This window comes from Bacillus sp. FSL E2-8868 (assembly GCF_038005505.1).
Taxonomy (GTDB): Bacteria; Bacillota; Bacilli; order Bacillales; family Bacillaceae_G; genus Bacillus_A; species Bacillus_A mycoides.
This window is the reverse complement of sequence record NZ_JBBOTI010000002.1, coordinates 1,725,705-1,747,904: the sequence shown is the minus strand read 5'-3', so window position 1 is coordinate 1,747,904 and position 22,200 is coordinate 1,725,705. Positions and strand designations below refer to the sequence as shown.

Genomic DNA, 22,200 nt, shown 5'->3' with positions numbered 1-22,200 from the left:
CGGAATTCGATGCGCTACTTTTTTATTTACGCTTCTTTTTAATAAATGAAAAGGCTAAAGCTGCAATTAAAATACTGCCTTTAATGATATCTTGCGCATAATAAGGAACGTTCATCATTGTAAGGCCGTTTAATATGATTCCAATTAATACGGAACCAAGAAATGTTCCGATGACATTTGGTTTCTTAGCACCGAACATTGCATAACCGATATAGGCAGCTGCAACTGCATCCATTAATAATGGGGCGCCAGCTGAAACTTGTCCTGTTCCAACGCGGCTACATAGAATAATACCGCCAATAGAGGCAAGTAAACCGCTAATCATATAAGCATATACACGGTAACGATCAGTAGGAATACCAGCTAGTCTAGCAGCTTCTCGATTCCCACCTGTCATATAAAAGAAACGACCGTACGTTGTTTTTTCTAAAAATACATATGCAATTAAAACGACGATAAGCATGATAATGACAGGGACTGGAATTCCTAACACAGAACCTTGACCGATAAATAAAAAGGATGGAATAAAATGTCCTTTGGCACCAGACATTCCTTCATAAATAGAAGATCCTTTTGAAAATGTTAAGTGTAGTCCATTCACGATATACATGATACTTAATGTAGCTAGTAAATCTGGTAGTTTAATTCGGATAACGAGTAGTGCATTTAATAATCCAACTAATAGCCCACAAAGAATAGGAACAAGGAGTGTGACTAATAGTTCTTGTCGATATAAAATGAGACAGGAAGCAGCGGCAATAGTTGCTAAACTAGCGGTAGAGCCGACTGATAAATCAAATCCATCTACAATTAATGTAAAGGTAACACCAATTGCAAGTAACGTTACGATAGAAATGGAACGTAAAATATCACTAATATTGTTGTATGTTAAAAAAGAATCGTTGACGATAGAGAAGAAAATTGTAACACCTATAATGATAGCAATCGTACTAAATTGATAAAAAAGATGAGTAGGTAAATATAGTTTCTTAGTTTTTGTTTTATGAACGAGATTCAATGGAATAACTCCCTTCAGATAAATGTAAAAGCTGTTCAGGAGATAGTTCGTCTGGTAAGTATTCACCTACAAATTCTCCGTTTGCGAGTATAAGAATGCGATCAGCGATATGTAGTGCTTCATCTTGTTCTCCTGTGAAGTAAATTACGGAACTTCCGTTTTCAGTAATGTTACGAATGAATTGAAAAATGTCTTGTTTTGCAGCTATGTCTACACCTTTAGTTGGCTCGTCCAAAAGAAATAGATTCGGTTTGAATCCATGCCACTTTGCAATGGAGACTTTTTGCTGGTTTCCACCGCTAAGTGAATGAATAAATGCTTTTGGGTCATTGGGTGAAATGCTGAAAGAAGAAATTGCTGTAGTAGCATTATTTACTTCGGTTTGCTTTCGTCTCCAACCTGATTGGTGTAAATTAGTGTGGCTTATAATATCTTCCGAAAGAAATACGCCTTGTTTTCTTCTTTCCTCTGGTACAAGTGCGATCTTTGCTTTAATCGCATCTCGCGGTGTTTTAATTGTTATTGTTTGACCATCTATTTCTGCGTGATAAGTATGACGAGTACCAAATAACGTTTCAGCAAGTGTTGTTTTGCCACTGCCAATTAATCCGTATATCACAACAGTTTCACCTTTCCGTACGGTGAGAGAAAGGGGACAATGGTCTTTGTGTAATGGAAGTTCTTGTACTTTAAATAATTCTTCGCTCCCTCGTTTTGGCGCTGTATTAATAGGAAGTGTAAGTTGTTTTCCAGTCATCGCTTCCACAATTTGTTGATCTGTAACCTTTGTGATCGCTTCAGAAAGTGCAACTTTACCGTTATGTAATACGGTTACATCATCCGCGAAATTTCGAATCTCTGATAAACGATGAGAAATTAAGATGATGCCAATTCCTTTCAATGTTAAATCTTTTAATAGTTGCCCGAAGGTTTCAACTTCTTTCGGTCCAAGAGAAGAAGTAGGCTCATCTAATAAAAGATAATTTGTATTGTTGGATAAAGCTCTTGCGATAAGAAGTAATTGTTTTTCATGTAATGAGCAGTTTGAAACATCTTCCGAAACATTTAAATCAGCCTGTACAGTTTGCAAATGTTGTTTAGCGAGTGAGACTAATTTTGACTTTGAAAATAGTACTTTATTTTGCATTGCTAAATGATCGATTAGTACATTTTCTAATACAGATAATCCAGGAATAAGTCCGTGATCCACTTCTTGTGTTACGAAAGAAATACCATGTTTTTTTGCATCGCGTGGTGAAGTAAAGGAAATAGACTGATTATCAATTTTTATATTCCCAGCAACTGGTTGAATTTCACCAGTTGCTATTTTTAGTAAAGTACTTTTTCCTGCACCATTCATTCCTAGTAAAGCGTGAACTTTTCCTTTTTGTATGTTAATAGAAACATTTTCTAGTACAGGGGTAGAGATGTGATAAGAATGTGTAATGTTTTGAAGAGAGAATGTCATCATTTTTTCTCCTTCTCTAATTTTTTCATCCAAGGTGAATATGCATCTTTCGAGTCTCCCCAACCGTTTATATGTTTTGATAATTGATCCATCGTTATATTTTCTTGTGGCAAACTATTTTTCTTTACTAAATAAGGTTCTAGTGAATAAATATCTGGCGTTTGTTCACCAGCGATTTTCTTGTATAAGAAACGCACTTGAACTTTACCGACTTCAGCTGGATCGGTTGCAGCCGTAGCAGTCCAAGGTGAATTTTCTTTTTGCATGAGTTGTAAATCTTCATTACTTAAGTCAATGCTGTATACTTTTATATCTGTACGACCAGCTTGTTCGAGTGCTTTGACGGCCCCCTTAGCAAACTCATCCCACGAAGCGAAAATAGCTTGTAAATCACCTTTTTTCGGATATTTTTTTAGTAAAGCCTCTACTTGTGTTTGCGTATCAAGTGGTGTGTTATTACTAGCGGTACCAAAGCGTGCAACTTCTTTTATATTTGGATAACGTTTATAAAAAGCATCAATGATAACATTGCGACGTTCCATTGGAGCAAATCCGCCAACCCATACGACGGCGATATTCCCTTGTCCATTCAGATCTTCCGCTAACGTTTTTAATGATTTCCATGCAAGACTATAGTCATCTTGATCAATAATCGTTACGCCTGGTAAGCGTAGGTCGTTATCAAATGCAACTACAGGAATATTCGCTTGTAATGCTTTTTCTACTCCGGGTTTTAGTGCTTCAGAGCGACCGTGATCAATTAAAATACCATCAACTTTTGAATTAATAGCAGTATCTAGATTTGCTGCCATTTTTGCTAAATCATTATCAGAATTGTAGACTTGCACACTGCCGCCGAATAGCTCGACTTGTTTTTTGACACCCTCAATATATTGAGAGGAAAAAGTTCCGATGGACATTTGCATAATTAATGCGATTTTTAATGGCTTTTTTACTTGGCTTGGAATTTCTGTTTGTAAATGATTTGCTGCTGTAGTAGTTTCTTTCTTCACCGTTTGTTGCTTTTGTGAAGAGATAGCATCTTGTTCATTTGTGCAAGCTGTTAATGCGAGTAAGAGAATAATGAGTACGGTGGAACATAATTTTTTCATAAAAAAATCCCTCCTAAATTAAGAAAAGAGAGGAGGGAGTGAAAATAAAAACGTCTTTTCATATAGAAAAGACGTCTTATCATATTACTCTTATCTTTCAACACAATGTGTTGTAAGAATTAGCACCGTGCCCATAAATGGGTCGGTTGCCGGGCTTCGTAGGGCTCATCCCTCCACCTGCTCTTGATAAGACATCGAATATTTAACTATTTCGAATTATTCCATAAGTGTATGCTGTTGTCAAATGTTTTTTTGTAAATAAAAAATCCCTCACAACGAGGGATTTTAATGTGGTAAGAAAACTAATTGATAAGCGAACAAGATCCCGAATAAATACACAAGTGGGTGAACAGCACGGAATTGTCCTTTTGCCACTTTCATAAGTGGGTATGAAATAAATCCAAGTGCAATACCTGTTGAGATACTTGATGTAAGTGGCATGCTTAAGATTACTAAAAATGCTGGGAATGCTTCATCGAATGTATCCCAATCGATGTGGCGAACTGAGCCCATCATAAGACTACCAACGATAATTAGTGATGGTGCTGTAATAGCTGAAACGCCAGAAACAGCGCTCACTAACGGTCCGAAGAATGCTGCTAATGCAAATAGAACAGCTACTGTAACAGTTGTTAAACCAGTACGACCACCAGCTGCAACACCAGCAGATGATTCAATGTAAGCTGTTGATGGTGTTGTTCCGAACATAGCTCCAATTGTTGCTGAGAATGAGTCAGATAGAAGAGCTCGTCCTGCTTTTGGAAGCTTTCCATCTTTCATAAATCCACCTTGTTGTGCAACGCCAAGTAGTGTACCTGTTGTATCAAATAGTGTAACAAGGAAGAATGAGAAGACAACGCCGTATAATCCGTAGTTAATTACATCAGATACAGCAGTAATTGGATTTGAAACGATAATTCCTTCTGGTAATCCAGGCATTGATGTAACGCCGCTTGAGAATGTTAATTGACCTGTGAAGTAAGCGATAATACCAGTTAATAACATTCCGATAAATAGTGCCCCGTTTATATTTAAAGACATAAGGATAATTGTAATTCCAAGGCCAGCTAATGCTAGTAGAACTGGAGCAGAGTGAAGATCGCCAAGCCCAACTAAGTTTGCATCATTTTTTGTAACAATTCCCGTTAAGCGCAAACCGATAAAAGCAATAAAAAGACCGATACCAGCAGTAAGTGCATGTTTTAAGTTCTCAGGAATTACTTCCATTAATTTCGTACGGAAAGATGTGAATGATAACAAAATTAAAATCATACCTGCTACGAATACAGCAGAGAATGCAATTGCGAAAGTCATGCCTTCATGGGCTTTTACAACAGAATAAGAGAAGTAAGCATTTAATCCCATACCTGGTGCAATTGCGATTGGTAAATTAGTAAAGATCGCCATAAATAATGTTCCGACAACAGCAGCGATAATTGTAGCTGTAAATGCTTGTTCAAACGGAACACCTGCATCCCCAAGGATGACAGGGTTTACGACAATGATATATGCCATTGTTAAAAAGGTAATAATACCTGCCATAATTTCAGTTTTAATAGAAGTTTTATGTTTTGAAAGGTTAAACATATAAACATCCTTTCTTTTTACGAATAATTTTCACAACAGTTATATATAATATTCGTTTTTTAACTATTTTGCAATAGTTTTGCATAAAAACTTTAGAACAACTCATATTTTATGTCGTAAATTCGAATATTAATCGTAAAACTGTGTGTGCATTGCGGTTCTTTAATGTGTAAGTAGTTTTTTTTATTGTGCGCATTATAAGGGGAAAGGAGTTGAAGGAAGTTATGCCGCAGCAAAAAAACTTTTTAACAATGCCAGCACAACATCAAAATAAACAACCTGGTATTGAATCGTTAATGAATCCTCTTCCAAAGTTTGAAGATCCAAATTATAAAGGAAGTGAAAAGTTAAAAGGAAAGAATGTATTAATTACAGGAGGAGATAGCGGGATTGGAAGAGCTGTTTCTATCGCTTTTGCAAAAGAGGGAGCAAATATTGCGATTGCTTATTTAGATGAGGACGAAGATGCAACTGAGACGAAACAACTTGTGGAAAAAGAAGGCGTGAATTGTGTATTATTGCCGGGAGATTTGAGTAATGAACAACATTGTAAAGAGATTGTAGAAGAGACCGCCCAGCAGCTAGGGGGGCTAAATGTTCTTGTGAATAACGTCGCACAGCAATATCCGCAGCAAGGACTAGAGTATATTACAGCGGAACAGCTAGAAAAAACGTTCCGTATTAATATTTTTTCTTATTTTCATGTTACAAAAGCAGCCCTCTCTCATTTAAAGCAAGGGGATGTAATTATAAACACGGCATCTATCGTTGCGTATGAAGGAAATGAAACGTTGATTGATTATTCTGCAACGAAAGGAGCGATTGTCGCTTTTACAAGATCGCTATCTCAGTCGTTAGTACAAAAGGGAATTCGTGTAAATGGTGTTGCACCAGGCCCAATTTGGACACCGCTTATTCCATCCAGTTTTGATGAGAAAAAAGTATCACAGTTTGGGAGTAATGTTCCTATGCAAAGGCCTGGTCAGCCGTATGAATTAGCGCCTGCATATGTATATTTAGCGTCTAGTGATTCGGCATATGTAACGGGACAGATGATGCATGTAAATGGTGGAGTAATTGTGAATGGATAGTTTTCATTTATAAGAGCAAAGTAAAGTTAATTGTATTTATCCCGCTATTTGCGGGCAGTAAGACTCCTACCTAACAATTCGGTGAATACAAGGAAGTTAGGTGGGAGATAAATGTCCGTAAATGCTCGATTGGTGAAGGCTAATCCTCAGTGGGGATGGACAAAATCCCCCAACGAGTAAAGTTTCACTTTATTATGATGTTAGTGCTAGGGAGGATTTAGATGAAGAAAGTATGGTTTATCGTAATCCTATTTTTCTGCCTGCCAGCTAGCGTTTTTGCTAATACAGATCATTTAATATTAGTTAACCTTACGACGAATCAGCTGTCTTTTTTTGAAGATGGAAACTATACTAAGACATTTCCGATAACGACAGGAAAAGACAGGACCCCGACGCCTGAGGGTAATTTTTGTATTATAACTAAATATAAAAATAAAGAATACCATCGTAAAAAAATAGCTGGGGGTGCTCCGAATAACCCTCTCGGTACGAGGTGGTTAGGTCTAGATAAAAAGGAATATGCAATTCATGGAACAAATCGGGAATGGACGATTGGAAGCAGGGAGTCGAATGGTTGTATTCGCATGCACGATCGGGACATACAATGGTTATACGACCGGGTACAATTACAGACGAAAGTAATTATTTCTCGTTTTCATACGAGTCCCGAATATGAAGCGTATAAGCTTGGTTATCGGGTTGTGAGTTGGAATGGTCGTAAAGTAGAAGAAGAACAAATTGGAATGCTTACGTTAGTAGATCGTGTAAATATATATTGGCAAGAACCAAATGGACAATTGACGAAAGTAAAAACGGTATTGCCAAATGAAAAATATACAGTGTATTCAAAACGAAAAGATGGAACCTATTATATAGGAAACAATTTGTATATTGTAGATGTAACGGGAGAAAAAATTCGTTATGAGCAATTACCTTATTCGATTTTAAGTAACATATATAAAAGGAAATATAATGTTCCATAATAGCTACCGTGTATAGGCGGTAGCTTATTTGTGATGAAGTTTAGTTGGTTTTAATGATTTCATACCAATCGCGCGCCTGTAAATAGTGAGATAAAAAAATTGAAACAGCAACTATTATGTTTTGCTGAATATAATACAGTACAGACTGGGGGGCGGTCACATTATGAAAAGTGAATTTGCATTTAAAATTTTCTTAATCACGACTTGTTTATTTATCGTGTATTTATATGCGTTACTCGTCTTCTCCTTTTATGTTCCATATATTGATTTAATATTGTTCGTTGGATTTATTTGGGCATTTGTTAAAGCGAGGGAAGGGGAGAAGAGTGTATATCGGCGCATTACTTTATGCGGGACGGTCCTTCTCGTTATTTTGTACTTTTTTATGATGCATGATGTTTGGAGAGGAATGTAAAAAAGCATACGACTAATCGTATGCTTTTACGTTTAATATTTCGGTTTAAATGTATGACAACACGTTTCTACACTCGCTGTTACAGAACTTTCAAGCGTCTCGTTTGTTAAAGTAGCGTTTGTATATGAACTGTTTTCAATTTGACCTGCTTCTTGTGCATCAGGTTGAACAACGATTGCACTTGCTTGACAAAGGTTACCTTGTCCCCAAAATGAGCAATTGGAAACAGAGCATTTCACTTCTGGCATAAAACCCCCTCCTCATACATTAGTGTGGGATTTTACGCCCATTTCATGTATAGAAGGAGTTTCCTTTTCTTATTATTTTTTCGTTTGCTCAAGCCACTCTTTTAATTTGTCTTCCGGTTGTTCGCCGCTAATACGGCTCACTTCTTTACCGTCTTTAAAATGAATGATTGTTGGAGTTCCTTTAATTTTATATTCATCCCAAGGAGCATCTAATTTTTCAATATCCATAACTTTCATATCAACATTCAAGTCTTTAGCCATTGGTACTACGATAGGAGATAATTTTTGGCAATGAACGCAAGATGTTTGATAAAAGTATACTGTTTCTTCTTTTTTCTCTTTTAAATTCTTTTGGAGATCTGAAAGAGAGATTTTATTTGTGTAGTAGTCAGAACCATCTGTTTGACTAGTAGCATTATCAATTTTTTGGCTTGTTGAAGCATTTTTTTCTTCCATTTGTGTTACAGCGAAAATTGCTGCAAACAAGGCGATAATAATACCGCCAAATATAAGCATTTTTTTCATTCTTTCATCTCCTTATTTGTTTTTAATTACGATGAAGCTACAAACAGCGATTGTGATAAAGCCGATAAGTGCTAAAAACGGGATTGTCACAAAGCCGAACCAGTTTATGTATTCTCCCGTACAAGGTACGCGGCCGCAAGCTGCCCCAGCAGCTGAAAATGCTGCGATTTTTTGAATTGCATAGTGATATAAAGAAATACAAGCACCAATACTTGCGATTGGTAAAGAATAACTTGCAATGCGATAGTCTTTCTTTACTACAGCGATACCGAGCCATAAAACAAATGGATACATAAAAATACGTTGATACCAACAAAGGACACAAGGCTCAAATTTCATAATTTCGGAAAAGTATAGACTTCCTAATGTAGCAATAAACGAAGCTCCCCATGCAGCAAATAAAGCATACTCTTGCTTTTTTTCTCGTCCCATATTTTATACCTCACTTATAATAGTTACATACTAAATTATAGTATGAAGTGGTAGGGAAAAGAAAGAAAAAATATGTTTATCAATAAAAGTTTTATAAGGAGAAACTTTTATTGATATAAACATTTTAAAAAAGCGCTATTCTCATAAAGAGAATAGCGCTATATTTTACATTTGAATTTGCTCTACTTCTTCTACATGTGACTTTTGGGATGCGTGGTCAATATATTGAAATAGGAGCTGCAATTGTTTATCAACTTCTGGTAGTTCTTTACTGTATTGATAAGCGTGTAAAAAATGCTCAATACGCTTAGAAAATAATTGATCGTTCGTTTGAACCATGAGAACGAGTAATTTATCCCAATTACAGCAATACGTGTAATAGAGAGCTTTATCATAGTCGTTATATGTTTGCACTGTGTACCCTCCTTACCGAGGAGTTATATATAGTGTGTGACAAGTAAGGAGAAATACACTTGAAAGAATTTGTTAAGAAAAAAGGTGAATGAAAAGAGAAAAACGAGGGATTTCCTCGTTTTTATGCTTTTGGCATTGGCGTAGGTGTTGGCTTGCCATACCCTTCTTTGTATTTATTGTCGATATAGTTACGAATTTCGAGCGTTGATTTTCCTTTTTGTTTCATGGAAGCCGATTCAACCGCGATTTCTAGGCAGTTGACACAAGTTGTTGCGTGGGAATCCCAAACAACTTCACCATTCTTTTTAATTTCACGAATAAAGCAGTTTTTATTGTTTTTATGTCCTACACTCTCACCGCAACCGCAGTAACATGGAATCCAATCTAATAGCTCTGCATTTTGTCCAGCGACAGTGTAGATATCTTTCATTTGCGGATCAAGCTTGTCTAGGAAGGTAGGGAGTGTGTCGACTCCTTTTGTCTTTTCTTGAATATCAGCTTGCTGAGTATGTGATGCGTGGTCATGCTCTTCTTTTGATTCAGAAGATTTTTTGTCATTTGTACTAGTACTCCCGCATCCAACGAGAATTAGGCTCAGTACTGCAAGTAAAGAAAATACATACTTTTTCATTCGCTTGTCCCCTTTACAAATGTATTAACCAAATTGTATCAAATATCATGGTGTGTCGGGTGAAGATTTTTTCGACTGATTTTTGAAGCGCCATCGTAGTGAATGGAATAGAAATAAAATTGGGATATAAGCGTATACAATATATAAACCAGCTTGAGACAGTACTGTATTTAATGTATTGATACTTTCACGGTTTGTGAAAAATAAGGATGAAATAAATATAGCTGCAATAAAAAATGGAAGTGTAATTTTAAATGGTACGTGAAAAGACCTTTTACTAATGCAACAAGAAGACCAAATTGTTAAACAAAGATTAGGTAAAATAATAAGATACCACATGAAAATAATGATGTACTCAAACCTTTGGATAAAAGGAATCTTTATGATTTTTAGCATTGTTAATGTTGGCCAAATTGTATGATGTAGTTGTCCTTGGCTATAGTACATAAGGGAAACAATGGCTAGTATTACGTATAGAATTGTTGTAAAAGCAATACCACCGTGCGCCCATTTATTTAATGATTTTTCTTTTTTTATAAATGGATAAAAAACAAGAATTGCTTCAAATCCAAGAAATTCTAATGCAGATGATTTCGCTGCAGTTAGAATTTCTAAAGGTGAATGAGTTAGAATTGGGAGAATGTTACGGACATGCGCGTATTTCATTGGGAAAACTAAGAAAAATAGGACGAAAATCGGTATTACGACGCCCCAAAAACATATTCCTGTTACAGAGCGAAAACCACCTTTAATTACGTAGTAAGTCACAAGTAAAAATAATAAAGTTAATTTCCACGGTTTAATTGTAGGGAAGACCCAAACTTGAATGACTTCAATATATGTACGAAGGACAGTAAGGCAAAATAATAGAAGGTATGCAGCAAAGCATACGGACAAAAATGTTCCAATCCACTTTCCGAAACATGTCGTATGAATATTCATTAAATCATTATCTTTTTCTAACATTTTAAGCATGCAAAATAGCACGATATGAGTTGCAATGCCCGCAACAATAAGAGAAATCCAAGAATCATAACCGGCATATTGCGCAATAATCCTTTGGTATCCTAACACACCTACTCCAATTTGAAGGGAGTGTAATAGAAGAAATGTGAAATAAGGGGAAACAGTATGTGTTTTATCTTGTCCAGCCATTACAGCACCTCACTATTCTCCGATACCAGATTGCACGACATTGATTTGCACATGAACAGCAACGTCTACATTAGGGTACATTTCTTGAATTTGTTTTATAGTCCATTTTCTTGAATGACTACGAATTTCTTCTTGTATACCTATCGGATCGATTTCTTTTTCTTGGAATTGTTTTATTAATTCGTTTAAATGTTTTTCAAGTGTCTTTTCTACATGTTTTTTTACGTAAGTTACATTTTCGCTCTTTGATAAATCAAGCCAGTCAGGGGCATTTTTTATAAGTCCATTTAATTTCAGTCGAATGTGAACTTTCGGAATGTCACCGGCGTCGGAAAGGGAACAAACACTATTTCCAGATAAGTTTTGGGTTGCGATTAAGCCTTTATGTTTACCTTGACGTATCGGAACTTCGTAACGTCCATTGTTAGTTGGATTAATGAGTAATTTAAATAAAAAAGATCCTGTTTTATCTGTATACATAGCTACTTTATCCTTTTTTAAAAAAGCGAGTCCTTTAATGGAAGCAGACTTGTCTTCTGCAACTTGAATGTAAGGAAGAAATGGATCACAGCCAGATGAATAAAAATCATATAGAAAAATATTTAAAGCCATCCGAGGGATTGTCTCCGTTTCTATATTTTGCTCCAATAAATCAGATAGATATAGCGATCCATTTGTTTTGACATGTTTAAGTAATTCTTCTGTTGAACCGTCTACAAGCGCTAGCTGCACATCTCGGCCAATGTTAGGATCACGTTGTAAGTTGTTAATAATATCTCCGATTCCACGTTCACCGAATGATTTTCCAAATAGGACAACGCGCATTTGACCTACAGCAATCGTATGTGGTGATTTTGCGTTTAGAAGTGAAGAGATTGTTTCAATGGTACCAGCGGTAGTGGATTGAGTTTCTGGTTTTGATTGCACTCCTTTTGTGTAATCTGGATAGAGAATCGTCCCACGAAATTTCTTCTCTTTCGTTATATCGAATCCACCCACATGAATAATCCGCTGTGTATCTACTATGTTAGATTGTGTACAGCCGGATAGAAAAATTAAAATGATAATGGAAGAGCGTAATAAAATATCTTTCATTTTTCCTCACCGTCGCGTTTTTCTTTCGCTTGGTTTGGATCATAGCGCCATTTCTTCTTTGGTCTTAGAAAAGAAGCCCGTCCTGCAGTTTGACTAAATGGAAGACGAAGGAGCCCCTCAGCTGTACCTAACCCGCGAAATGGATATAAAGGTAATAAATAAGGTGATCCAAGTGATTTTAAGCGAATTAAATGAGCTAATATGAATACAAATCCGACGATTAGCCCTACACCTCCAAATGCTCCAGCTAAAATGATGAGAGGAAATCGTAATATCCGGATAGTGGAAGACATTTTTACTGTTGGTGTTGTAAAAGAAGCAAGTGCAGATAACGCAACCGCAATTAATAAAATAGTACTCGTTAAAGCAGCCTCAACAGATGCCTGGCCAATGACAATTCCTCCAACAATACCAATCGTTTGACCAACTTTAGTCGGTAAACGAGCTCCAGCCTCGCGCAGTAATTCGATTGTAATTTCTAAAAAAAGTGCCTCCAAAACAGGTGGAAATGGTACATTGGCTCGGGAATAAATAATTGGTCCAAGTAAATCTGCGGGAATCATTTGATAGTGATACGTTAATACAGCTGTATAAATAGCTGATGAAAATAGAGAGAATGCTGCTCCGAAAAAACGAACCAATCTAAGAAATGAGCCTGCTATCCATGGTAAATAATAATCTTCTGGAGAGACAAAAAAATCGAGTAACGTCGCCGGGCCAGCTAATGCGTAAGGAGAACCATCTGTTAAAATGACAACACCACCATTAATGAGTGCATAAACAGAACGATCTAAGCGCTCTGTAGGTAGTAAAACAGGGAAGGGAGAGTTACTATTATCGCTAATAAATTGTTCGATCATAGTCGCATCGAAAGGAACATCAAAGTCAATGCCTTGTAGGCGCTGCATTGCAGTATTGACGTGCTGATCATTTGTAATGCCTTCGATGTAAGCAACTACGACCTTTGTTTTTGATATAGAACCAACTATAACTTCTTTGAAAACTAATTGTTCTGTTACGATATTTCGCCGAAGTAAGTGTATATTTGTATCGATATTCTCAACGAAGCCGACTTTTGGACCGATGACACTATATTCATTCTCTGTATCGTTATATAACCGTGTACCTAAAGCTAAACTTTCAGCGCGAAGAAGTGCATATTCGGCTGTTTTGGAATTAACTGTTAGCTGCAAAAGTACATATCCACCTAACAGTTTTTCACGGATATCATCAATAGAAGGATTGGTGATAATCTCCTCAAGTGTTACGATATTTGCTATATCACTTATATTTTCAATGTGATCTAATTCTCTTTTAATAGGTGTTAAAATGAATCGATTAATGAGGAGTGATTCAGCTGTAGATTTATAATAAAACAAACACAATGTTCCATCGTCTACTACGTTATAAGACACGAAATCACTGGATTCTTTCATAGTGTGGATAAACTCCGGAATAGAACAGAGTGCTTTTTTCTTCTTTTTAGATGATACACGGAACATTTCCTCACCCCTTACACACATCATTTACTTGTGTTAGTTTTTGGGAAAGACGGGAATTTATACTTGAAAATTGAAAGTTCATAAAGTGAAGGCTAATAATCTGGATTTTACGGGCAGCACGACTCCCACCTAACTTTTTTGCTCCAGCCGAATTTTGAGGTGGGAGTTTTACTACCCACAAATAGCGGGATAAAGAAAAGGAAGAGTATTGAATATCTCTTCCTTTTTGACAGGCTAATTTGTTTTCTTTTCTTTAATAGACTTCACTAATTTAATCATTTCTGCCCGTATATCTTCTTTTTTAACATTTAATTTTTCCGCAATTTGTTTAATATCCATCCCATCTTTTTTCATTTTTAGTACATCGTCAAGAGGGGTATTACTTTTTTGAGAGATGATTGTTAACACGGTAAGTTGGCGTAAGCCGATGTTATATTCTTTCATTTTTTGTTTCAGTCCATCTGGTGTGGACTTTTGCATATTTGCTAATTTTTGCAGTAGTGCTTTTTTCGTTTCTTTATTCATATGATGCTTTTTCAATTTACTTGGGTCTACACCGAAATGCTGTGCTGTTTTCTCCCAAGATTTATTTTGCTTATAGTAAGCTAAAACGTCCTTAATTTCTTTTTTACTTATTCTTGCAATGTGGGCAGCTTTCCAAATTTCATGTTTATTATAGCCGAGTTTTTCGAGCGACTGCATTTCTTCTTCTGAAATAGGCTTATGATGGTGCATTGTTACTTCTTTTGGCGTGGCAGCGGAAGCAGGAAAGACAGATATCCCGCACAATAATGCTGCCATAGTCATACTTACTGCGATTTTCTTGTACATATAAACTCCTCCTAGATGGGTAATGTGGAAAACTTACACATATCATTTCCATAAAATGTGAAAAACTTGTGAACAAGTTAAGTTTTTTTATTCACAGTATAAAAAGAAGTTTTTCATGGTTTTCCAACATAAAACATTGATTAATAGTGAAAAACTAGGTTATAATCGAAATTGAAAATCAATATCAATAACGGAATTATACATATAGATAAAAATAAGGGAGAGAAAAATATGACTACATATACTTCCATCGCAAATGTTATTAAAGAAAGACGCTCTGTTCGTACATTTACAAATAAAGCAGTAGAAAAAGAGCTATTAATTGAACTATTAAACGACGCAACATGGGCACCGAATCATAAACATCGTGAGCCATGGAATTGTAAATTATACATTGGAGAAGGCCGTCAGAAATTAGTAGACGCAGTATTAAACTCTTTCACAGAAGAAGAAAGAGCAAAACGCGGCAAAACTTTATCTGATCGTTTCTTAAGTACGCCTGCACAAATCGTTGTTTACATTAATGAAGATCCGCGTCAAATTCCACGTGACGAAGATTACGCTGCAACATGTGCATTTATGCAAAACTTCCAATTACTTGCTTGGGAACGCGGATTAGGCTGTGTTTGGAAATCAGGTGGATTAAACTATAATCCACTATTTATAGAAGGAATTGGTTTAACACGAGGCCAACGCATCATTGGAATTCTTCATATCGGCTATTTCGATAAAGCACCAGAAGGAAAAGCTCGTACACCGATTACGGAGAAGATGGAGATCATTGAAGGTTAATTAGAAAGAGGCATTCTCGTTTTTTAAGAGGGTGTCTTTTTATTATGCAATCAATCCTCATGAAAGCTTGTTCCTCATCATACACTTTCTTAAGGGAAAGTGTAAGGAGGGAAAATAATGAGAGCAAGTGATGATAAAGCACTACAATATGCGATTGCTGAAATTACGGAAATTGCGACTGGATTTGGTCTTGATTTTTATCCGATGCGCTATGAAGTATGTCCAGCGGAAATTATCTATACATTTGGTGCATATGGGATGCCGACGAGGTTTTCGCATTGGAGTTTTGGAAAGCAATTTTTCAGAATGAAATTACAATACGATTTAGGACTTAGTAAAATTTATGAACTCGTTATTAACTCTAATCCATGTTACGCCTTTTTATTAGATACGAATTCTTTAATTCAAAATAAATTAATCGTGGCGCACGTTTTAGCACATTGTGATTTCTTCAAAAATAATATTCGTTTTTCTAATACGAAGCGCGATATGGTGGAGAGTATGGCAGCGACAGCAGATCGTGTGAAGGCGTATGAACATAAGTATGGAAGAGAAGAGGTAGAAACATTTTTAGATGCCGTACTTGCCATTCAAGAACATATTGATCCATCGCTTATGCGTCCGAAACTTGCATGGAGTATTGAAGATTTAGAAGAGGATGTAGAAAAGAAAAAGATATCACAGTACGATGATTTATGGAATTTAGATGATCGAAACAAAAAGAGAGAACGACCTAATATGCATAAAAAGAAGAAAATCCCACCGCAGCCAGAAAAAGATTTACTCCTCTTTATTGAAGAATATAGCCGTGAGCTAGAAGAGTGGCAGCGCGACATATTAACGATGATGCGTGAAGAAATGTTATACTTCTGGCCACAGCTTGAAACGAAGATTATGAATGAAGGTTGGGCTTCCTTCTGGCATCAACGCATACTTCGTGAAATGGACTTAACATCTGGTGAAGCAATTGAATTTGCGAAATTAAATGCAGGTGTCGTACAGCCATCAAAAACAAGTATTAATCCATACTACCTCGGTATTAAAATGTTCGAAGATATTGAAGAGCGCTATAACAACCCGACAGAAGAAATGAAACGACGCGGTGTGAAACCTGGTTCTGGTCGTGACAAAATCTTTGAAGTACGGGAAATTGAATGGGATGTATCGTTCCTAAGAAACTATTTAAATAAAAAACTTGTAATGAGAGAAGATATGTACTTATTCCAGCGCCAAGGAAAAGAATATAAAGTAATTGATAAAGAATGGGAGCATGTACGCGATCAACTCGTAAATATGCGCACAAATGGAGGTTTCCCGTACTTAGTAGTAGAAGATGGAGACTACTTAAAGAATGGTGAATTGTACATTAAACATAGTTACGAAGGAATTGAGCTCGATTTAAAATACTTAGAAAAGGTATTACCTTATCTGCATCAGTTATGGGGTAGAACGGTGCATATGGAGTCCATTGTGGAAAGTAAGGGCGTTGTGTTTTCTTATGATGGGAAGATGGTGCATCGGAAGTATGTGTGATGAAAAGAACGGACATAGGATTTCTTGTCCGTTCTTTTTATTTTGAAAATGGTAAATATGCTATTCTTGAAGAGAGGGAGTTACATAGAGAAATGGAGCGATTCAAATGAGCAAAGTAGGGGTATGCAAGGTGGATATTACGCCGCCTATAGGTATTGATTTTATCGGATATCATAGAGATACAGGGATTAATAATATTGAAGAGCACATTTATGGGACAATTTTTGTATTTGAAAAAGATGAAATGAAAACTGTGTTTATAAGTATTGATAATATCGGAATGTTAGTAGAAGATACGACGATGATTCGTGAACGAGTAGCTAGTGAGCTTAATGTACCGTTGCAGCAAATAACTGTCGTTTATACACATACTCATTCTGGTCCGGAAACAGTCGGTGATCATCCTTTAGTAAAGTCATATAAAACGATTTTACTAAATAATGTAGTGCAGGGTGCTATTACTGCGAATAATAATATGCGTTTATGTGAAGTTGGTTGGGGTGTTACGACAGGCGATATTGGAGTAAACCGAAGAGAGAGGACACCTGATGGAAAAGCAAAGATGGGCATAAATATAGAGGGTATTGTAGATAAACGAATTGGTGTTTTAGCAATGAGACATGCTGATTCAAAGGAGTTAGCTGGGATTGTTGTATTTTGTACTGCTCATCCGAATGTTTTAAAAGGGGATAGCGATGTATTATCAGCGGATTATCCTGGAATGACGAGAGAGATTCTGGAGAAGATAGTAAACTGTCCTGTTATTATTGTTCAAGGTGCTACTGGTAATGTAAATGCAAATTATCGCGGTTCAAGAGAAGCATTAACACAAATGGCTTACATACTTAGCGGACATGTATTAACGATATTACCAACAGTTACATATAGCACAATTGTAAATCTAAGAACTATTTCGACGATGATGCAAATGAAGTTAAAGGATATTCCAGAAATTGAAGAGATAAAAAGAATGGCCCAATTAGCTGAGAAGCAGTGGGGTGTGAATACTGACGAATGGCTTGCTATTGTTTTAGATAAGCATAGGAAAAACATTAGGCACTTAAGTATCGATTTAGAAATTCAATTGTTTCAAATTAATGATGGTATATTCTCTGGAATACCGATGGAACCTTTTTCAGAAAATGCTTTAGAAATGAAAGAGAGTCTTCAAAATGAACTAGCTTTCTTTGGTGGCTATACGAATGGATATATTGGTTACTTACCGACAAAAGAGGAGTATGCATATGGTGGATATGAAGTGGAATTAAATCCTGTTGTGTATGGGCCAGTTACAAACTTGTTGATGCCGCCAGAGGAGAATACGGCAGAGCTGATCGTGCAGAGAGTTACGGAATTATATAATGTATAAAATATGGGTATCCCATATATTTAAAACAAAATTTAAAGGAATCAATGATTTTAATAAAGCTGTAAAAAACGAATCCATTTTGAAAAAGAATAATCAAAGTGGATTCGTTTTTTATATGGAGTTTTTGTTTACCAAACAGGTCGTATGCTCGATGATAATTTTCCTGTATTTTCTTTAGTAACGAATGTTGTTAGATCTTCTTTAAGCATTTGCATTCGTTCTGCACCTATGTTTGCAATCCATCGTTGTTCTATTTCAGCTACTATTTCTTCTTTTGCTTTCATTACTGCTAAACCACGCTCGGTTAAAACAATGATTTTACCTCTTTTATCAGTAGGATGCGTTTGGCGCGTGACATAACCACTGTTCTCAAGAGAATCTACCATTTTACTTATGGCTTGTTTTGAAACTCCTAAAGATTCAGCTAGTTCTATACCGGTTGCCCCATTAGGAAGGATGCGTTTGAACATAAAACCATGCGCTGGCCTAATATCTTCAAATCCTAATTCACTTAATCTATCATGTAGTTCAGTAATTAATGTGCTGAAAGATAGTGATAAAAGTGATGTAAGATCTAGTTCGTTAAGTGTTTGATGAGTCATGTATATAACCTCCTTACTTATAGTCAATTAAATTGACTATAAGTAGAATCCATTGTACTATACAGGATATAGTCAATCAAATTGACTATATAATAGTAATAGAACAAATAATGATTTATCTAAATAAAATCAATGAATTATGGAGGTTTCACATGGTTAATATCGTTAAAATTAGAGGGAGTGTATTTGCACCGTATGCTTTGCTGAAACCTATTCAGGATCCTGCGACGGGAAGAGTGTTTGAATATGCCGGAGATGCACGTGAATTTACACCATACGCTGTGAACACAAAGCGTTCAAGATTAGAACAAGAAGTGGTTGTTGATTTTTATAAAAGAGAAATTTTCACATATGCAGATGCTTGTATCGTTACTGTGAAAATTACAAATCCAGATGGCTCAATTGAGTATCAAAAAGGAGAAACAAGTACAGAAAACATTGCATGTACAAATATTGTATGGAGTGAAGATGAAGTTTCATTTGAAATGAGAGCAAGTGCAAGTAATCCGTTAAACGCGGCAGCACCTGCAGCTGATTATTTTTTGACTATACGAGTTAATGAAAGTGGTACTGTACATGTTGAAGGTTTACATGATGGTTTTCCTTGCTATGAATTTTATAAACAAATCGACTTTGGTTCATTTGAATTAATATATACACATGATTTCAGGAAAACGGATGATACCCCAGCAGCACTAGCTGGAGAAATGGAATATAGCTTTAAAACGAAAATCTAGATATAAATATAGCGCTATTTTTTAGAAGGAAGTAGCAAACGTAAAAGAGAAAGCTATTGGTTCTAGGATTGAAATTGTGGTCTATTTTATTCAATAGTATGCAGTATATAAAATTAGAATTAAAGGGGTGTTTCTTATGACGAATATCGTTAAAATTAGAGCCAGTGTATTTATTCCAGTGTCTTGGACAGAACCGCGGAAGGATGTACAAACAGGGAAAGTAATCCAATTCGAAGGTGATTCACGTGAGTTTACACCACATGCGGTAAATACTATGCGCTCTAGAGTTGAGCAAGAGGTAGTAGTGGACTTTTATAAAGAAGAAGTGTTTTCATATGCAAACACGGGTATTACGACAGAGAAGGTCACAAATCCAGATGGTTCTGTGAATAAAAGAACAGGAAAAGCGAGTACTGAAAATATTGTGTGTACGGATATTTCATGGAATTCTGATGGTGTGCAATTCAAAATGAGTGCAAGCGCTAGTAATCCGTTAAATGTGTATGCCCCTCCTGTGGACTATTTATTAACTGTATGTGTGAACAAGGATGGTAGTATCGATATTCAAGGAGAACATGATGGATTCCCTTGTTTCGAATTTTATAAGCAAGTAGATTTCGGTTCATTTGAACAAATTTATACACATGATTTTAGAGAAACTGGTGATACACCTGAAGCGTTAGGTGGAGAAATGGATTATAGTTTTACAAAGAGGTTATAGGAAGTATGACAAATTACTTCATTCGTAAATGAATTCAGCCGTCAAAAATAAGTATTACTCTATACTACGCCGCCTTTAGGCATGGATTTAATCATACAGAAAGGAACCTGGAGATATCTAGGTTCTTTTTTGTTTCGAATTTGTGAACAAAAGATATATATATTGAAAATGATTTTTGTATATTTTATTATATACCCATACGGGTATAAGTTTTTTGTTTGTAATACATGGAGAAATTAAATAATAAACAACATGGAGGTTTAAAATATGTCTAGAAAAATTGTTGTAGTAGGTGGAGTTGCTGGTGGAGCATCAGTAGCTGCAAGGCTTCGTCGCTTAAGTGAAGAAGATGAAATTATTATGGTTGAACGCGGTGAATATATTTCATTTGCAAACTGTGGATTACCATACTATATTGGCGGTGTAATTACAGAAAGACAAAAACTATTAGTGCAGACAGTTGAAAAGATGTCAAATCGCTTTAATTTAGATATACGTGTATTGAGTGAAGTAGTAAAAATTAATAAAGAAGAGAAAACAATTATTATAAAGAATGTAACTACAAATGAAACATATAACGAGGAATATGATGTTTTAATTCTTTCACCAGGGGCGAAACCAATTGTTCCAGCTATTCCGGGTATTGAAGAAGCGAAGGCGTTGTTTATGTTACGAAATGTACCTGATACAGATCGTATTAAAGCGTACATTGATGAGAAGAAACCACATCATGCGACGGTTATTGGTGGTGGATTTATTGGAGTAGAAATGGTTGAAAACTTAAGAGAACGAGGAATTGATGTTACTCTCGTAGAGATGGCCAATCAAGTGATGCCACCGATTGATTATGAAATGGCGGCATATGTACACGAGCATATGAAAAAGCACAATGTTGAGCTTATTTTTGAAGACGGTGTAGATGCATTAGAGGAGAATGGGAGTATTGTACGTCTAAAGAGTGGGTCAATTATAAAAACAGATATGCTTATTTTAGCAATTGGTGTACAACCAGAGAGTAGTTTAGCGAAGGATGCAGGATTAGAGCTAGGAGTTAGAGGAACGATAAAAGTAAATGAGAAATTTCAAACATCGGACCAACATATATATGCAATTGGTGATGCGATTGAGGTGAAAGATTTTGTTACAGAAACAGAAACAATGATTCCTTTAGCGTGGCCGGCTAATCGTCAAGGCCGCATGTTAGCAGATATTATTCATGGTCATACGGATTCTTTATATAAAGGTACGATGGGAACTTCAGTGGCTAAAGTTTTTGATTTAACAGTTGCTTCGACTGGAGTAAATGAAAAAATATTAAAACGATTAAATATACCCTATGAGGTAGTACATGTACAGGCCAATTCTCATGCTGGATACTATCCAAATGCTACGCCAGTACTAATAAAATTAATTTTTAATAAAGAGAGTGGAAAAATTTATGGGGCACAGGCTTTAGGACGTGACGGGGTAGATAAGCGTATCGATGTTATTGCAACGGCAATGAAGGCGAATTTAACTGTAATTGATTTACCGGATTTAGAATTATCATATGCACCACCGTATTCTTCCGCAAAAGATCCAGTAAACATGGTAGGGTATGCGGCAAGTAATATAGTAGATGGTTTTGTTGATACAGTACAATGGCATGAAATTGATCGTATTGTTGAAAATGATGGATATCTGATTGATGTTCGAGATCCTAATGAATTAAAGCAAGGAATGATCAAAGGTTCTATTAATATTCCATTAGATGAATTACGTGATCGCTTGGATGAAGTGCCATTAGATAAAGAAATATATATTACTTGTCAGCTTGGTATGAGGGGATATGTTGCAGCACGTATGTTAATGGAAAAAGGATATAGGGTAAAAAATGTAGATGGTGGCTTTAAATTATACGGAACAGTATTACCAGACCGGATTGTATATTGATATTTGT

Annotated in this window: 23 protein-coding genes and 1 riboswitch; of the genes, 9 read left to right on the top strand and 14 right to left on the bottom strand. The window is 36.0% G+C overall.

Annotation, left to right across the window (positions count from 1 at the left end; all coding sequences use genetic code 11):
* Positions 1 to 22: 22 nt before the first annotated feature.
* The 4 genes from NSS74_RS19910 to NSS74_RS19895 form a co-directional block, all read right to left on the bottom strand.
* Positions 23 to 1,018 carry an ABC transporter permease gene (locus tag NSS74_RS19910; protein ID WP_001054974.1) on the bottom strand — a complete coding sequence of 332 codons (996 nt, stop codon included), beginning with the start codon at positions 1,016 to 1,018 and terminating at the stop codon, positions 23 to 25.
* Positions 1,002 to 2,489, bottom strand: coding sequence for a sugar ABC transporter ATP-binding protein (locus NSS74_RS19905; protein WP_340814162.1), 1,488 nt, complete (start codon positions 2,487 to 2,489; stop codon positions 1,002 to 1,004). Before NSS74_RS19905 ends, NSS74_RS19910 begins: the two co-directional genes overlap by 17 nt.
* The gene (locus NSS74_RS19900) at positions 2,486 to 3,598 is read right to left on the bottom strand and encodes a sugar ABC transporter substrate-binding protein (protein WP_002125355.1); all 1,113 of its coding nucleotides are present in this window, start codon (positions 3,596 to 3,598) and stop codon (positions 2,486 to 2,488) included. Before NSS74_RS19900 ends, NSS74_RS19905 begins: the two co-directional genes overlap by 4 nt.
* Positions 3,599 to 3,685: 87 nt before the next feature.
* Positions 3,686 to 3,791, bottom strand: a riboswitch (SAM riboswitch).
* Positions 3,792 to 3,883: 92 nt separating this feature from the next.
* The gene (locus NSS74_RS19895) at positions 3,884 to 5,185 is read right to left on the bottom strand and encodes an NCS2 family permease (protein ID WP_002029878.1); all 1,302 of its coding nucleotides are present in this window, start codon (positions 5,183 to 5,185) and stop codon (positions 3,884 to 3,886) included.
* A gap of 224 nt (positions 5,186 to 5,409) precedes the next feature.
* On the opposite strand from NSS74_RS19895, the gene NSS74_RS19890 reads away from it, so the two are divergent.
* The 3 genes from NSS74_RS19890 to NSS74_RS19880 all read left to right on the top strand — a co-directional run bounded on the left by NSS74_RS19890 (position 5,410) and on the right by NSS74_RS19880 (position 7,674).
* On the top strand, positions 5,410 to 6,276 hold the full coding sequence (locus tag NSS74_RS19890) for an SDR family oxidoreductase (protein ID WP_002087502.1): 867 nt from the start codon (positions 5,410 to 5,412) through the stop codon (positions 6,274 to 6,276).
* A gap of 221 nt (positions 6,277 to 6,497) precedes the next feature.
* On the top strand, positions 6,498 to 7,259 hold the full coding sequence (locus tag NSS74_RS19885) for a L,D-transpeptidase (protein ID WP_002029880.1): 762 nt from the start codon (positions 6,498 to 6,500) through the stop codon (positions 7,257 to 7,259).
* Positions 7,260 to 7,422: 163 nt separating this feature from the next.
* On the top strand, positions 7,423 to 7,674 hold the full coding sequence (locus NSS74_RS19880; RefSeq protein WP_002029881.1) for a hypothetical protein: 252 nt from the start codon (positions 7,423 to 7,425) through the stop codon (positions 7,672 to 7,674).
* Between the two features lie 32 nt (positions 7,675 to 7,706).
* Here NSS74_RS19880 and NSS74_RS19875 read toward each other — a convergent pair whose 3' ends face one another.
* From NSS74_RS19875 to NSS74_RS19835, 9 genes are all read right to left on the bottom strand, one after another.
* Positions 7,707 to 7,922: a DUF1540 domain-containing protein gene (locus NSS74_RS19875; protein WP_012260348.1), complete on the bottom strand. Its 216-nt coding sequence runs from the start codon at positions 7,920 to 7,922 to the stop codon at positions 7,707 to 7,709.
* Between the two features lie 72 nt (positions 7,923 to 7,994).
* Positions 7,995 to 8,447: a thioredoxin family protein gene (locus NSS74_RS19870; protein WP_002029885.1), complete on the bottom strand. Its 453-nt coding sequence runs from the start codon at positions 8,445 to 8,447 to the stop codon at positions 7,995 to 7,997.
* Between the two features lie 12 nt (positions 8,448 to 8,459).
* Entirely contained in the window at positions 8,460 to 8,879 is a 420-nt protein-coding gene (locus NSS74_RS19865) for a disulfide formation protein C (RefSeq protein WP_002125372.1), read from the bottom strand.
* 165 nt (positions 8,880 to 9,044) lie between these two features.
* Positions 9,045 to 9,293: a YhdB family protein gene (locus NSS74_RS19860; RefSeq protein WP_001195459.1), complete on the bottom strand. Its 249-nt coding sequence runs from the start codon at positions 9,291 to 9,293 to the stop codon at positions 9,045 to 9,047.
* A gap of 121 nt (positions 9,294 to 9,414) precedes the next feature.
* Positions 9,415 to 9,924 carry a PCYCGC domain-containing protein gene (locus NSS74_RS19855; RefSeq protein ID WP_002125374.1) on the bottom strand — a complete coding sequence of 170 codons (510 nt, stop codon included), beginning with the start codon at positions 9,922 to 9,924 and terminating at the stop codon, positions 9,415 to 9,417.
* A gap of 45 nt (positions 9,925 to 9,969) precedes the next feature.
* The gene (locus tag NSS74_RS19850) at positions 9,970 to 11,079 is read right to left on the bottom strand and encodes a GerAB/ArcD/ProY family transporter (protein WP_002029888.1); all 1,110 of its coding nucleotides are present in this window, start codon (positions 11,077 to 11,079) and stop codon (positions 9,970 to 9,972) included.
* Positions 11,080 to 11,091: 12 nt separating this feature from the next.
* Positions 11,092 to 12,174, bottom strand: coding sequence for a spore germination protein GerYC (gene gerYC / locus NSS74_RS19845; protein WP_340814161.1), 1,083 nt, complete (start codon positions 12,172 to 12,174; stop codon positions 11,092 to 11,094).
* The gene (locus tag NSS74_RS19840; protein ID WP_340814160.1) at positions 12,171 to 13,676 is read right to left on the bottom strand and encodes a spore germination protein; all 1,506 of its coding nucleotides are present in this window, start codon (positions 13,674 to 13,676) and stop codon (positions 12,171 to 12,173) included. Before NSS74_RS19840 ends, gerYC begins: the two co-directional genes overlap by 4 nt.
* A gap of 234 nt (positions 13,677 to 13,910) precedes the next feature.
* On the bottom strand, positions 13,911 to 14,507 hold the full coding sequence (locus tag NSS74_RS19835) for a hypothetical protein (protein ID WP_002140453.1): 597 nt from the start codon (positions 14,505 to 14,507) through the stop codon (positions 13,911 to 13,913).
* 231 nt (positions 14,508 to 14,738) lie between these two features.
* On the opposite strand from NSS74_RS19835, the gene NSS74_RS19830 reads away from it, so the two are divergent.
* From NSS74_RS19830 to NSS74_RS19820, 3 genes are all read left to right on the top strand, one after another.
* The gene (locus NSS74_RS19830; protein ID WP_012260353.1) at positions 14,739 to 15,299 is read left to right on the top strand and encodes a nitroreductase family protein; all 561 of its coding nucleotides are present in this window, start codon (positions 14,739 to 14,741) and stop codon (positions 15,297 to 15,299) included.
* A gap of 117 nt (positions 15,300 to 15,416) precedes the next feature.
* Positions 15,417 to 16,832 (top strand): stage V sporulation protein SpoVR, encoded by a 1,416-nt coding sequence (spoVR, locus tag NSS74_RS19825; RefSeq protein ID WP_002029894.1) that lies wholly within the window; start codon positions 15,417 to 15,419, stop codon positions 16,830 to 16,832.
* Between the two features lie 106 nt (positions 16,833 to 16,938).
* Positions 16,939 to 18,201: a neutral/alkaline non-lysosomal ceramidase N-terminal domain-containing protein gene (locus NSS74_RS19820; RefSeq protein WP_340814157.1), complete on the top strand. Its 1,263-nt coding sequence runs from the start codon at positions 16,939 to 16,941 to the stop codon at positions 18,199 to 18,201.
* Between the two features lie 128 nt (positions 18,202 to 18,329).
* Here the strand turns inward: NSS74_RS19820 and NSS74_RS19815 are convergent, their stop codons facing one another.
* A complete protein-coding gene (locus NSS74_RS19815; protein WP_131247296.1) occupies positions 18,330 to 18,803 on the bottom strand; it encodes a MarR family winged helix-turn-helix transcriptional regulator in 474 nt (157 codons plus the stop codon).
* A gap of 152 nt (positions 18,804 to 18,955) precedes the next feature.
* On the opposite strand from NSS74_RS19815, the gene NSS74_RS19810 reads away from it, so the two are divergent.
* From NSS74_RS19810 to cdr, 3 genes are all read left to right on the top strand, one after another.
* Positions 18,956 to 19,540: a DUF3238 domain-containing protein gene (locus tag NSS74_RS19810; RefSeq protein WP_002140455.1), complete on the top strand. Its 585-nt coding sequence runs from the start codon at positions 18,956 to 18,958 to the stop codon at positions 19,538 to 19,540.
* Positions 19,541 to 19,676: 136 nt separating this feature from the next.
* Positions 19,677 to 20,261, top strand: coding sequence for a DUF3238 domain-containing protein (locus NSS74_RS19805; protein ID WP_002169114.1), 585 nt, complete (start codon positions 19,677 to 19,679; stop codon positions 20,259 to 20,261).
* Between the two features lie 267 nt (positions 20,262 to 20,528).
* Positions 20,529 to 22,193: a CoA-disulfide reductase gene (gene cdr, locus NSS74_RS19800; protein WP_340814155.1), complete on the top strand. Its 1,665-nt coding sequence runs from the start codon at positions 20,529 to 20,531 to the stop codon at positions 22,191 to 22,193.
* Positions 22,194 to 22,200 lie beyond the last annotated feature (7 nt).